The sequence below is a fragment of the Micromonospora sp. 4G55 genome (assembly GCF_016803375.1).
Genome location: NZ_JAEVHN010000125.1, coordinates 1 through 12,829, shown reverse-complemented (window position 1 = coordinate 12,829; position 12,829 = coordinate 1). Strand labels below are relative to the sequence as shown.

General features: G+C 72.9%; 12 protein-coding genes and 4 pseudogenes. 9 read left to right on the top strand and 7 right to left on the bottom strand.

All coding sequences use genetic code 11. From position 1 onward, the window contains the following. Positions 1–100 precede the first annotated feature (100 nt). The 8 genes and pseudogenes from JNW89_RS13395 to JNW89_RS13360 all read left to right on the top strand — a co-directional run. Positions 101–780, top strand: a pseudogene (locus tag JNW89_RS13395) (SAM-dependent methyltransferase); the annotation flags it as partial. A 28-nt stretch (positions 781–808) separates the two neighbouring features. Beyond that, positions 809–1,288 carry a Cys-tRNA(Pro) deacylase gene (gene ybaK, locus JNW89_RS13390; protein ID WP_238449184.1) on the top strand — a complete coding sequence of 160 codons (480 nt, stop codon included), beginning with the start codon at positions 809–811 and terminating at the stop codon, positions 1,286–1,288. A 244-nt stretch (positions 1,289–1,532) separates the two neighbouring features. Continuing rightward, on the top strand, positions 1,533–2,627 hold the full coding sequence (locus tag JNW89_RS13385) for a sugar ABC transporter substrate-binding protein (RefSeq protein WP_238449183.1): 1,095 nt from the start codon (positions 1,533–1,535) through the stop codon (positions 2,625–2,627). A gap of 33 nt (positions 2,628–2,660) precedes the next feature. Further along, a complete protein-coding gene (locus tag JNW89_RS13380; protein WP_154941876.1) occupies positions 2,661–3,485 on the top strand; it encodes an ATP-binding cassette domain-containing protein in 825 nt (274 codons plus the stop codon). Next, a complete protein-coding gene (locus JNW89_RS13375) occupies positions 3,482–4,741 on the top strand; it encodes a sugar ABC transporter permease (protein ID WP_238449182.1) in 1,260 nt (419 codons plus the stop codon). Before JNW89_RS13380 ends, JNW89_RS13375 begins: the two co-directional genes overlap by 4 nt. A gap of 19 nt (positions 4,742–4,760) precedes the next feature. After that, the gene (locus JNW89_RS13370) at positions 4,761–5,942 is read left to right on the top strand and encodes an ROK family protein (RefSeq protein WP_238449181.1); all 1,182 of its coding nucleotides are present in this window, start codon (positions 4,761–4,763) and stop codon (positions 5,940–5,942) included. Positions 5,943–5,986: 44 nt separating this feature from the next. Then, entirely contained in the window at positions 5,987–6,142 is a 156-nt protein-coding gene (locus JNW89_RS38080) for a DUF1707 domain-containing protein (RefSeq protein WP_238449180.1), read from the top strand. Positions 6,143–6,415: 273 nt separating this feature from the next. After that, positions 6,416–7,153 carry a DUF4142 domain-containing protein gene (locus JNW89_RS13360; RefSeq protein WP_238449179.1) on the top strand — a complete coding sequence of 246 codons (738 nt, stop codon included), beginning with the start codon at positions 6,416–6,418 and terminating at the stop codon, positions 7,151–7,153. 56 nt (positions 7,154–7,209) lie between these two features. Here JNW89_RS13360 and JNW89_RS13355 read toward each other — a convergent pair whose 3' ends face one another. The 4 genes and pseudogenes from JNW89_RS13355 to tsaB form a co-directional block, all read right to left on the bottom strand. Beyond that, a complete protein-coding gene (locus tag JNW89_RS13355; protein ID WP_238449185.1) occupies positions 7,210–7,464 on the bottom strand; it encodes a hypothetical protein in 255 nt (84 codons plus the stop codon). 23 nt (positions 7,465–7,487) lie between these two features. Beyond that, on the bottom strand, positions 7,488–8,534 hold the full coding sequence (tsaD, locus tag JNW89_RS13350; protein WP_238449178.1) for a tRNA (adenosine(37)-N6)-threonylcarbamoyltransferase complex transferase subunit TsaD: 1,047 nt from the start codon (positions 8,532–8,534) through the stop codon (positions 7,488–7,490). Further along, on the bottom strand, positions 8,534–9,010 hold the full coding sequence (gene rimI, locus JNW89_RS13345; RefSeq protein ID WP_238449177.1) for a ribosomal protein S18-alanine N-acetyltransferase: 477 nt from the start codon (positions 9,008–9,010) through the stop codon (positions 8,534–8,536). Before rimI ends, tsaD begins: the two co-directional genes overlap by 1 nt. Beyond that, positions 9,007–9,685, bottom strand: a pseudogene (tsaB, locus tag JNW89_RS13340) (tRNA (adenosine(37)-N6)-threonylcarbamoyltransferase complex dimerization subunit type 1 TsaB). The gene rimI and the pseudogene tsaB overlap by 4 nt, the downstream one beginning before the upstream one ends. A 175-nt stretch (positions 9,686–9,860) precedes the next feature. On the opposite strand from tsaB, the gene JNW89_RS13335 reads away from it, so the two are divergent. After that, positions 9,861–10,562 (top strand): helix-turn-helix transcriptional regulator, encoded by a 702-nt coding sequence (locus JNW89_RS13335; RefSeq protein ID WP_238449176.1) that lies wholly within the window; start codon positions 9,861–9,863, stop codon positions 10,560–10,562. Here JNW89_RS13335 and JNW89_RS13330 read toward each other — a convergent pair. From JNW89_RS13330 to JNW89_RS13320, 3 genes and pseudogenes are all read right to left on the bottom strand, one after another. Then, positions 10,551–11,252, bottom strand: coding sequence for a uracil-DNA glycosylase (locus tag JNW89_RS13330; RefSeq protein ID WP_238449175.1), 702 nt, complete (start codon positions 11,250–11,252; stop codon positions 10,551–10,553). The genes JNW89_RS13335 and JNW89_RS13330 overlap by 12 nt on opposite strands. 54 nt (positions 11,253–11,306) lie before the next feature. After that, positions 11,307–11,790 (bottom strand): annotated as a pseudogene (tsaE, locus tag JNW89_RS13325) (tRNA (adenosine(37)-N6)-threonylcarbamoyltransferase complex ATPase subunit type 1 TsaE). Beyond that, positions 11,787–12,820, bottom strand: a pseudogene (locus JNW89_RS13320) (alpha/beta fold hydrolase). The pseudogenes tsaE and JNW89_RS13320 overlap by 4 nt, the downstream one beginning before the upstream one ends. Positions 12,821–12,829 lie beyond the last annotated feature (9 nt).

Below are 12,829 nucleotides of genomic sequence, written 5' to 3'. Positions count from 1 at the left end.
CACGACGCCGGGCGGGCACCGGCCGGCGGATCTTCGACCCGAACGCCTACTCCCCACCCTGGGACTTCGTCGTCCGGCTGGCCGAGCGGGTGCCGTACATCCGGCACGACGCCGGGCGGGCACCGGCCGGCGGATCTTCGACCCGAACGCCTACTCCCCACCCTGGGACTTCGTCGTCCGGCTGGCCGAGCGGGTGCCGTACACGGTGGTGAAGGTGGCCCCCGGCATCGACCACGCGCTGATCCCGGCGGCGCCGAGGCGGAGTGGGTGAGCGTGGACGGCGACCTGGTCGAGGCGGCGCTCTGGTGCGGCCGGCTGGCCGAGGTGCCCCGGCGGGCCACCGTGCTGCGCGGCGACGTCGCGCACCGGCTCACCGGCTCAGGTGCGGCGGAGGCGGCCGTCGGCCCGACCCGCCGCTTCCTGTACGACCCGGATCCGGCCGTGGTCCGCGCGCACCTGGTCGCCGAGCTGGCCGACGCCCTCGGCGCGACGATCGCCGACCCGAGCATCGCCTACCTGTACGCGGACACCCCGACCGTGACCCCGTTCGCCCGCTGCCTGGAGGTCACCGACGTACTGCCGTTCTCGCTCAAGCGGCTGCGCGCGCTGCTGCGGGAGCGCCGGGTGGGCCGGGTGGAGATCCTCAAGCGCGGCTCGGCGCTGGAGCCGGAGAAGCTGCGCCGCGACCTGAGGCTGGCCGGCGACGCGGCGGCGAGCCTGGTGCTGACCCGGGTCGCGGGGGCGCCGACCGTGCTGCTCTGCCGGCCCGTCGCGAGCTGACGTCCGGCGTCCGGTTAGCGTGACCGGCATGGCGGGACAGGGCACTCCGGCGACGGCGCTGCTGGCGAAGCGGAAGATCCGGCACAGCACCCACCCGTACGACGTCTCCCCCGACGCGCCGAACTACGGCGCGTCGGTCGCCGAGGCGCTCGGGGTGCCGCCGGAGCGGGTGTTCAAGTCGCTGGTCACCGAGGTGGACGGGGCGCTGACGGTGGCCGTCGTCCCGGTCACCGGCGAACTGGACCTCAAGGCGCTCGCCGCGGCTGTCGGCGGCAAGCGGGCGACGATGGCCGACCGGGCGGCCGCCGAGCGGGCCACCGGTTACGTCCGGGGCGGGATCAGCCCGCTCGGCCAGCGCAAGCGGCTGCCCACGGTGCTGGACTCCTCGGCGTTGGCGTACGACACCGTCTACGTCTCGGCCGGCCGTCGCGGCCTCCAGCTCCAACTGGCCCCGGCCGATCTGGTCGCGCTGACCGACGCCACCACCGCCGCCCTCGCCGCCCACTGATCAGTTCCGGCCGCCGGAAAAGAAATCGGCGCCCGGCGGGGAAACGATTCTCCACGCCGAAACTCGTCGCGCGGCAGAGCGGATCGGACCTGCGGAGATGGTGCCTTTTCCCGCGTTACGGGATCGTTACGGCGGTCCGCCACACTCGTGAGCTCGGCAGTCTTGCGCCGCCGACACGGGTGGCAATACGTTGCCGCTCACAACAAACCAGCGGTCATCCCCCACCCCGAAAGGACCCGTGCAGATGCGCAAGGGCCTCCTCGCACTCACCGTCGTCGGCCTGCTGGCCGCCAACGGCGTGGCCGGTTGCGGCGACCAGCTCACCAGCGGCGACGCGGCCGGCGCCAGGAAACCGAAGATCGGCGTGATCCTGCCCGACAGCAGGACCTCCGCCCGGTGGGAAGGCGCGGACCGCAGGTTCCTCGAGGAGGCTTTCGACGCCGCCGGAATCGACTCCGACATCCAGAACGCGCAGGGTGACAAGAGCCAGTTCTCCAACATCGCGGAGCAGATGATCACCAATGGGGCAACCGTCCTGATGATCGTCAATCTCGATTCCGGCACCGGCAAGGCGGTGCTGGAGAAGGCGCGGTCGCAGGGCATCGCCACCATCGACTACGACCGGCTCACCCTCGGCGGCTCGGCGCAGTACTACGTCAGCTTCGACAACGAGGCGGTGGGCAAGCTCCAGGGCCAGGGCCTGGCGAAGTGCCTGACCGAGAAGGGCACCCGGAAGCCGGTCGTCGCCTTCCTCAACGGTTCACCGACGGACAACAACGCCACCCTGTTCAAAAGCGGCTACGACTCGGTCCTCAAGCCGAAGTTCGACGCCGAGGAGTTCCGCAAGGGCCCGGACCAGTGGGTGCCCGACTGGAACAACGCCCAGGCCGGGGTCATCTTCGAGCAGATGCTCACCCAGACCGAGGGCCGGATCGACGGCGTCCTCGCGGCCAACGACGGCCTGGGCAACGCGGCAATCTCGGTGCTGAAGAAGAACAAGCTCAACGGCAGGGTCCCGGTGACCGGCCAGGACGCCACCGCCCAGGGGCTGCGCAACATCCTCGCCGGCGACCAGTGCATGACCGTCTACAAGGCGATCAAGGACGAGGCGAAGGCCGCCGCCGACCTGGCCATCGCGCTGGCCAACGGGGAGCGGAAGGAGACCGGCCAGACGGTCCGGGATCCGGAGAGCGACCGCGCCGTCGACGCCATCCTGCTCACCCCCAAGGCCATCTACGCCGACGACGTCGCCGATGTGATCGCCGACGGCTTCGTCACCAAGGACGAGGTCTGCTCCGGGGAGTACGCCAAGCTCTGCGCCACCGCCGGCGTCAACTGACGGCACCCCTGCCGACGCGCAAAGGAGAACCCCGTGTCCGCGACCCCCCTGCTGGAACTGCGCGGGATCGACAAGAGCTTCGGTCCCGTGCAGGTCCTGCGTGACGTCGCTCTCTCCGTTCACCCGGGCGAGGTGACCGCGCTGGTCGGCGACAACGGCGCCGGAAAGTCCACCCTGGTCAAGTGCATCAGCGGTATCCACCCGACGGATTCCGGCGAGTTCCTCTTCGAGGGCCGCCCGGTCACCGTGAGCAGCCCCCGGGACGCCGCCGCGCTGGGCATCGACGTCGTCTACCAGGATCTCGCGCTCTGCGACAACCTCGACATCGTGCAGAACATGTTCCTCGGGCGCGAGAAGCGCCGCGGCATCGTGCTCGACGAACCCACCATGGAGCAGATGGCCGCCGAGACGCTCGCCGGGCTGGGCGTGCGGAACGTCAAGTCGCTGCGCCAGCACATCTCCAGCCTCTCCGGCGGCCAGCGACAGACCGTCGCCATCGCCAAGGCCGTGCTCTGGAACAGCCGGCTGGTCATCCTCGACGAGCCGACCGCCGCGCTCGGCCTCGCGCAGACCGCCCAGGTCCTGGAGATAGTCCGCCGGCTCGCGGACAACGGCCTGGCCGTGGTGCTCATCTCGCACAACATGAACGACGTCTTCGCCATCTCCGACCGGATCGCCGCGCTCTACCTCGGCCAGATGGTCGCCCAGGTGAAGACCACCGACATCACCCACTCGCAGGTCGTCGAGCTGATCACCACCGGCCGTTCCCGCCACCTCGGCCTGGGCGCCGAGCCGGACGCCGGCGGCACGCGCGACGGCAGCGAGCCGGCCCACCTGACCCCGGGAGCAGTCCGATGACCACCACCCTCCTGCGGCGGGACGGGCTCGGGGCCGGCACCCCGGCGCCGACCGTCGGCGGCCACGTCCGCGACTACCTCGCCCGGGTACGCGGGGGCGACCTCGGCTCGCTGCCGGCCGTCATCGGCCTCACCGTGCTCTGCCTGGCCTTCGCGACCGTCCGGCCGGTCTTCTTCTCGGCGGCCAACTTCGCCAACCTGTTCACCCAGGGCGCCGCGGTCACCGTGATCGCGATGGGTCTGATCTTCGTGCTGCTGCTCGGCGAGATCGACCTCTCCGCCGGATTCGCCAGCGGCGTCTGCGCCACCGTGCTGGCCAACGTGCTCAGCGTGCTCGGCTACCCCTGGTACGTCGCGGTCATCGCCGCCATCGGCACCGGTGTCCTCATCGGCCTCACCATCGGCTTCCTGGTGGCCAAGGTCGGCATCCCGTCCTTCCTGGTCAGCCTGGCCGGCTTCCTCGCCTTCCAGGGCATCGTGCTGCTCCTGATGAAGGAGGGCACCAACATCTCGATCGACGACCAGGTGATCATCGCGATCGAGAACAACTACGTGCCGCCCGCGATCGGGTGGCTGCTGGCCGGCGTCGCCGTCGCCGGGTACGGCGTCGTGCAGCTCCTGCGCCACCGCAACCGGGCCACCCGGGGCCTGGTCACCGAGCCGGTCGCCGTGGTGGCCGCCCGGGTCGCCGGACTGGCCCTCCTGCTCGGCTGCGCCGTCTACGTCCTCAACCAGGAACGCAGCATCAACACGGCGATCAGCTCCACCAGGGGGATGCCCGTGGTCGTACCGCTGATCGGGGCCCTGCTGGTCTTCTGGACCTTCGTGCTCAACCGCACCGCGTACGGCCGGCACCTCTACGCGGTGGGCGGCAACCCGGAGGCCGCCCGGCGGGCCGGGATCAACGTGGACCGACTGAAGATCTCCGCCTTCGTCATCTGCTCCAGCATGGCGGCCGTCGGCGGCATCATCGCCGCCAGCAAGGACCGCTCGGTCGACCCCAACACCGGCGGCAGCAACGTCCTGCTCTACGCGGTCGGCGCGGCGGTCATCGGCGGCACCAGCCTCTTCGGCGGCAAGGGGCGGATGATCCACGCGGTACTCGGCGGCGCGGTGGTGGCTGTCATCATCAATGGAATGGGCCTGCTGGACCTCAGCTCCGGCCTCAAGTACACCTCGACCGGACTGGTGCTGCTGCTGGCCGCGGGCGTCGACGCACTGTCGCGGCGCCGTTCCGTCGCCACCGGCACGCGCTGACCACGGAGTACCAGGAACGATGCGGGTAGGACCGAGCCAGGACGAGATCCGGCGGCAGAACCTCGGGGCTCTGCTGCGGCACGTGCACGTCCACGGCGCGACCTCCCGCGCGGAGCTGACCACCACCCTCGGGCTCAACCGCAGCACCATCGGCGCGCTCACCGCCGACCTGGCCGGCGCCGGGCTGGTCAGCGAGGGAACGCCGAAGGAGACCGGTCGCGCCGGCCGGCCGTCACTGGTGGTCCGGCCCGAGTCGGCCCGGGTCTACGCGTACGCGTACAGCATCGAGGTGGACCGGCTGCGGGCCGCGCGGGTCGGTCTCGGCGGTGAGGTGCTCGACCGCCGGGACCTGGACCGACCGCGCGGCCTGGACGCCGGGGAGACCGCGCCGCTGCTGGCCGGCGCGCTCAAGGAGATGCACCAGCACGTGGCACCCGGCTCGCTCTGCGTCGGCGCCGGGGTGGCGGTGTGCGGCATGGTCCGCCGCGACGACGGGCTGGTCCGGCTCGGCCCCGCCACCGGCTGGGTGGACGAGCCGATCGGCGCTGCGCTCGCCACCGAGCTGGGCATCGACGTACCCGTCACGGTGGGCAACGTGGCGGACATGGCCGCCTTCGCCGAGCACGCCCGGGGCGTCGCCGCCGGCTGCGACAACGTCATCTACCTGTACGGCGATGTCGGCGTCGGCGCCGGCATCATCGCCGGCGGGCGGCGGCTCACCGGCCACGGCGGGTACGGCGGCGAGGTCGGACACATGGTGGTGGTCCGCGACGGCGCCCCCTGCGAGTGCGGCTCCCGGGGCTGCTGGGAGACCGAGATCGGCGAGCACGGGCTGCTCCGCGCCGCCGGCCGTTCGGACGCCCGCGGCCGCGACGCGCTGCTGGCCGTCTTCGACGCCGCCGACCGGGGCGACGCCCGGGCCCAGACGGCGGTACGCGGGGCCGGCGACTGGCTCGGCTTCGGGGTGGCGAACCTGGTCAACATCTTCAACCCGGAGATGGTCATCTTCGGCGGCACCATGCGCGACCTCTACCTGGCCGCCGCCGCCCAGGTCCGCAGCCGGCTCAACTCGATGGGGCTGCCCGCCTGCCTGGAGCACGTCCGGCTGCGCACCCCCAAGCTCGGTGCGGACGCGGCGCTGATCGGCGCGGCGGAGCTGGCCTTCGAACGGCTCCTCGCCGACCCGCTCGACGCCGGCTGACCGGCGGCTCCCGCCGACGCCCCGGCCTGCGTACCCTGTCGCACGTGGACGTCCAGCTGCGCGCCTCCGACGACGACCGGCACCGGGTGGTCGCCGAGCTGCAACGGCACACCGGCGCGGGGCGGCTCACCCTGGACGAGTTCTCCGATCGCGTCGCCGCGGTCTGGACGGCGCGCACCCTGGGCGAGCTGGCGACCTGACCCGCGACCTGCCCACGCCGCCCGCGCGGCCGGGGCGGGCGACGCCACCGGGCACGGCCGGCGGGAACTGCTGGTGCTCTTCGCGGTCGCCGCGGCCACCCTGCTGCTGCTCGGGATCTTCATGGCGCTGTCCCGCTGACCGGCATCCGGGCTGACTTGTCGATCAGCAACGGTGAACTTATCGGGTCGGTGGTCCGTACCAGTGGACGGACGGGCAGCCGGGGGCGCTGCCCGGCGTGACACGTACGGCCCGGACCGAGGAGGCACCGCAGGATGGCACCGCTGGAATCCGCACGTCGTCGGCCAGGGCACCGGACCCACCGGGTGGCGGTGCTGCTCATCGCGCTGGTGGCGGGGCTCGGCGTCCTGCCCGGCGTGGCCGTGGCCGCACCGGGCAACCAGATCAACGCCGCCGACATGACGCTGCTCAACGGGGTACGGCTGGCCGGGCTCTGGGAGATGCCGGCCGGGCAGATGGCCGCCGAGAAGGGGGTGTCCCCCCGGGTGCGGGAGATCGGGGCCGAGATCGCCCGCCAGCACGGAGTGCTCGACCAGTTGGTCGTCAACGCCGCCAACAAGCTGGGCACCACCCTGCCGACGGATCCCACCACCGAGCAGAAGGGGTGGCTGACCGAGATGCAGGAGGCGAACGGCACCCAGTTCGACCAGATCTTCGTCACCCGGCTCCGGGTGGCGCACGGCAAGATCTTCCCGGTGATCGGCGCGGTCCGGGCCAGCACCCGGGACGCCACCGTCCGCAAGCTCGCGGACGAGGCCAACAAGTTCGTCAACGACCACATGGCGATGCTGGAGAGCACCGGGCTGGTCCGCTGGCAGCAGATGCCGCCGGCCGCGCTGCCGCCCGCCCAGAGCGACTCGCTGATCGCCGCCGCCAAGGCCGGCGCCCCGGCCCCGTCGGTCGGGGTCAGCACCACCATCGTCTGGGCGGTCTTCCTGCTCGCCCTCGGCGTCGGGGGCGTCTCCACCTGGCGCATCCTGCGCCGCAGCTGACCAGCGGACCGCCGTCGGCGGCCGGATCCCGTCGGAACCCGGCCGCGACGGCGTCCTCAGCGGTCGACCTGGGTGAAATCCCAGGAGTGCGGGGGCCGGGCCACCAGCATGGCCGGCGGCTCGGGCAGCGGTTGTGGGCTGCTCCGCCACTTGGAGATGACCACCACCCGGTGGTCGGTGGAGGAGAACACCTCGCTGGACAGGTGCAGCGGGTCGTGTTCCAGCTCCGGCAGGGCGGTGTCGCACACCCAGGTGATCAGGTCGGCGAAGCCGTACGGCTCCGCGCGCGCCTCCCACATCCGCACGATCACGTCGGCGCTCCCCTTCCGTGCCGTCACACGCTGACCGTGGTCAACGGCAGGGCCGAGTCGGCGGGCAGGTCCAGCCGGCTCGGCGTCACCCCCGCCGCGACCAGGTGCGAACCGAGCGCCGCGACCATGGCGCCGTTGTCGGTGCAGAGCTTCGGCCGGGGTACGCGGACCCGGATGCCGTGCTTCGCCGCGCGGTGCTCGGCCATCGCCCGCAGCCGCGAGTTGGCGGCCACTCCCCCACCGATCACCAGCGTCTCGATCCCGTTGGCCCGGCAGGCGTCGAGCGCCTTGGCGGTCAGCACGTCGCAGACCGCCTCCTGGAAGGAAGCCGCCACGTCGGCCACCGGCACCGGCTCACCGGCCCGCTGGCGTGCCTCCACCCAGCGGGCGACGGCGGTCTTCAGGCCGGAGAAGGAGAAGTCGTACCGGTGGGCGGCGAGGTCCTTGGCGGCGGTGAGACCGCGCGGGAACCCGATCGCCGCCGGGTCGCCGGCCCGGGCCTCCCGGTCGATGTACGGGCCACCGGGGAAGGGCAGTCCGAGCAGGCGGGCGACCTTGTCGAAGGCCTCCCCCGCCGCGTCGTCGATGGTCGCGCCGAGCGGGGTGACCCCACGGGCGAGGTCGTCGACGAGCAGCAGGGAGGAGTGCCCGCCGGAGACCAGCATGGCGACCGCCGGCTCGGGCAGCGGGCCGTGCTCCAGGGTGTCCACGGCGACGTGCGCGGCGAGATGGTTCACCCCGTACACCGGCTTCTCGGCGGCCAGCGCGTAGCCCTTGGCGGCGGCCACGCCGACCAGCAGCGCGCCGGCCAGCCCCGGGCCGGAGGTCACCGCGATCGCGTCGATGTCGGCGAGCGTCACGCCCGCCTCCGTCAGCGCCCGGTCCATGGTGGGCACGATCGCCTCCAGGTGCGCGCGGCTGGCCACCTCGGGCACCACGCCGCCGAACCGGGCGTGCTGCTCGACGCTGGAGGCGATCGCGTCGGCGAGCAGGGTGTGCCCGCGCACGATGCCGACACCGGTCTCGTCGCAGGAGGTCTCGATCCCCAGGACCAGGGGCTCGTCAGCCATCAGTCGTCCGTCCCGTCCTCGGTCGGGGCCGCGACGCGCCGCATGACCAGCGCGTCGGTGTTGCTCGGTTGGTAGTAGCCGCGGCGGACGCCGATCGGCTCGAAGCCGTACGTGGCGTAGAGCTTCTGGGCGGGCGCGTTGTCCGCCGCGACCTCCAGCAGGACGGTACGGACGTCGCGCCGGGCCGCCTCGGCGAGCAGGTCCTCCAGCAGCATCCGACCGACGCCGCGCCGCTGGGCGTCCCGCCGGACGGCGATGTTCTGCACCCAGGCCTCGTCCGGCTGGGCGGTCAGCCCCGCGTACCCGAGCACCGTGCCGTCGACGTCGGTGGCGACCCGGTACCAGTGGCCGCTGGCCAACTCGTTCCAGAACATGGCCGGGGACCACTGTTCGGCGCCGAAGAGGTCCGCCTCGATCGGCAGCACCTCCTCGACGTGCCACCAGCGAAACCGGGTCAGTCGTACCGGCGCGCTCACGGCAGGACCGACTTGCGGGCGGTCGCCGCCACGGCGTCCGGCCGGCGCAGGTATAGCGGGGGTGAGCGCCTCCGTCGGCGCACCGGCCCGGATCCGCTCCGCGGCCAGCGCGGCCAGCGCGGTGGCGTCGGGGTAGCGCGGCTCGACCCGCAGCGGCAGGTCGAGCACGTCGGCGTACCGGTGGGCGCCGTCACCCACCGCGGCGGTGACGGCCAGGCCGCGGGCCCGTTCGGCGGCGACCGCGGGGGTGTCGACGTTCGGCCCGGCGATCCGCTGGCCGGCGCCGTCGTAGACGGCCCAGTAGACCTCCCGGCGGCGGGCGTCACTGGCCGCCAGGACCGGTTCGCCGAGCGCCGCCGGGTAACCGATGGCGTCCAGGGAGCAGACGCCGTACGTGGGGACCCCGAGGACCTGGCCCATCGTGGCGGCGGTGACCAGGCCGACCCGCAGCCCGGTGAACGGGCCGGGACCGAGCCCGGCCACGATCGCGCCCAGATCGCGCGGCCGCGCCTCGGCGTCGGCGAGCACCGCGTCCACCTGCGGCGCGAGCAGTTCGCCGTGGGCCCGCGCGTCGACCGTGCAGCGGTGCGCCCGCGGCACGACCCCGTCCGCCGAGACCTCCACCAGCGCCGCGGTCACCGCGGGGGTCGAGGAGTCCACCACCAGTACGAGCACGGTATGCCAGCCTAGTCGCCCTACCGGCCATCCCCGGTCACACCCCGTCGAGGGGGGCCACCATCACGCTGGGTGACCTCGTCGGAGGACAGGACCGGTGGGAACGCGATACCTCAGAGTCATCAATATGCCTCTGAGGTATCGCGCTCACACCGGCATGGCCCACCATTCCGGGATGCCCTCGCGTCTGGTCACCCTCCTCAGCGACGTCGTGCGCCGCGAACGGGAGGCACACGAGCTGAGCCAGCGGGAGCTGGCCGAACTGGCCTCCGTGAGCCAGGCGACGGTGGCCCGGATCGCACGCGGTGACCGCAGCCCCGGCGTCGACGTGTTGGAGCGCCTGCTCGCCGCCATGGGTGTGCAGCTCACCGTCGCGGTGGAGCCACTCGACGCCCACCTCGACGCGCGGATCGACGAGCTGGCAGCGCGACCCGTCGCCGAGCGGATCGAGCAGGCCGGCCTCGACCGGGTGCTGGACCGGCTCGGCGACCTCCCGCACGTGCTCACCGGTAGCTGCGCCGCGCTGCTGCAGGGTGCGGCCGTGCCGGTGACCGAGATCGAGATCGCCGTCCGGTGGACGGACTCCGCCCGGTTCACCCAGTGGCTCGCCGACGGCTACGGGCAGCGCTGGAACGCGCAGTGGCGGGAGTTCGGCTACCTGCGGCTGGAGCCCGAGGAGCCCGGCGAGCACCTGTGGCGGACGATCTCCGGCGACGTCCGGGCCACGATGTGCGCCGAGTTGCCGGAGGCCATCGAGGTGCGGCACGGGGACCGGAGCTATCAGGTGGTGCCGCTGGTCGCGCTGGAACTCACCGATCCGCGCGCGACCGAACTGCTACGCCGGCACCGTCAGCGGGCGGCCGGGTCAGCCGGCTGAGCGCTCCCAGTCGACGGTGGGGAGACCGGCGTCGGCGAGCGCCTTGTTCGCGGCGCTGAACGGGCGGCTGCCGAGGAAGCCACGCGGGTTCATCGGGCTGGGATGCCCGGCCTCCAGCACCACGTGCTGCGGGTTGGTGACCAGAGCCGCCTTCTTGCGGGCATAGCCGCCCCAGAGCAGGAAGACCACCCGCTGCTCCATCGCGTCGAGCGCCCGGATGGTGGCGTCGGTGAACTCCTCCCACCCCTGGTTGCCGTGCGAGCCGGGGGTGGCCTGGCGGACGGTCAGCACCGCGTTGAGCAGCAGCACGCCCTGCGCCGCCCAGCCGTTGAGGTTGCCGCTGCGCGGCTTGGGCACACCGAGGTCCTCGCCCAGCTCCTTGAAGACGTTGCGCAGGGACGGCGGCACCGCCACCCCGTCGCGGACGCTGAAGCTGAGCCCGTGCGCCTGCCCGGCCCGGTGGTAGGGGTCCTGCCCGAGGATCAGCACCCGGGTCTCCCGCGGCGCGCACAGCCGGTAGGCGGAGAAGAGGTCCTCCACCGGCGGGAAGACGGTCTGGGTGGCGTACTCACGGGCGACGAACTCGGCCAGCGCCGCGGTGCGGGCCGGGTCGAGGTGCGGGGTGAGCACGGCACGCCACTCCTCCGGCAGCAGCGCCAGCAGGTCGAGGGCGGGGGTGTCGTCGGGCATCGGCAACCTCTCGTAGTCTGTGCCGGCACTCTAGGCAGCTGGTACGACATGCCCTCAGCGCAGGGCCGCCAGGCGCCGCGCCCAGTCGCCCCCCACCGGCTCCAGCTCGACCAGCCGGGTGTCGTCCTCCCGCCGGTCGAGGCGTACCCGCAGGTGGGCGTCGACCAGCTGTTCGACCAGCCCCTCGCCCCACTCGACCACGGTCACCGAGTCGTCCACCGAGGCGTCCAGGTCCAGGTCGTCGATCTCGGCCCGCGGGTCGGCCGCGTCGCCCAGCCGGTACGCGTCGGCGTGCACCAGGGCCACCGTGCCGCCCCGGGCCGGGTCCGGCCGGTGCACCCGGGCGATCACGAAGGTCGGCGAGGTGATGGCGCCGAGCACCCCCCAGCCCGGCGCCGATGCCCTGGGTCAGCGCGGTCTTGCCGGCGCCCAGCGGGCCGGTGAGCAGCAGCAGGTCGCCGGCGCGCAGCACCCCGGCCAGCCGGCGGCCGAACGCCTGGGTGTCCTCGACCGTCGGCAGCGTGACGGTCAGCGTCACAGCCCCTCCAGGAAGTCCCAGAGCGCCTTGTTGACCTCGTCGGCGTGTTCCAGCATCACCACGTGCCCACTGTCGTTGACCTTGATGTACCGGGCGTGCGGCAGCCGGCGGACGATCTCCTCCGAGTGGGTCACCGGCGTGATCATGTCCTTGTCACCGACCACGACCAGCACCGGCGTGCCGCTGAGCGCGGCCAGCGCCGGGAAGCGCGAGTGCGTGGCGAGGGTACGCAGGTAGCGGGTGACCGTGTCGGCGGAGGTCCGCGAGTTCATCTCCTCCACATAGGAGACCAGGGCCGGGCTGGGCTTGCGGGTGCCGAAGCCGTACTTGCGGGTCAGCAGCCAGGCGACGTTGGTGGTCGACTTCCGGGCCCGGTCGATGACCGTGCCGCCGTACCGGGTGGCGTTGCTCATCATGTAGAGCACCGGCGCGCCGACCCGGCCGATCAGCGCCGGGGCCACCAGCTTGGTCTCCGCGAGCAGGCCGCCCGAGGTGGCCATCAGCACCGTGCCGACCACCCGGTCGCCGAACATCTCCGGGTACAGCTCGGCGAAGGCCATGATGGTCATCCCGCCCATCGAGTGCCCGACCAGCACCAGCGGCCCCTCCGGGGCGGTGCGGTCGATCACCCGGCGCAGGGTGCGGCCCAGCGCGGCGAGGTCGTACTCGCCGCTCTCCAGCCGCCCGGAGCGGCCGTGACCGGGCTGGTCGTACGCGACGATCCGGTGCTCGCCCCGCTCGGCGAGCAGCTTGCGCTGGAAGTGGAACGTCCCCATGTCCAGGCAGAAGCCGTGCACCAGCACCACGGTCGGTCGCCCCGGCGCCGGGCGGGTCGGCTCGACCACCTCGACGTGGATGTCGGTGCCGTCCGGCAGCTCCAGCCGGAACGCGTCGTCGTACCGCTGCGCGCCGAAGACCTCGTGCGCGTACCGGTCGGTGGGGTCGGCCTTGAGCCGGCGGACCAGGGCGCGCTCGCTCACCACGCCCGCGGCGAGCCCGCGGCGGCGACGCCGACCGCGGCCCCGACCACGCCGGCGAC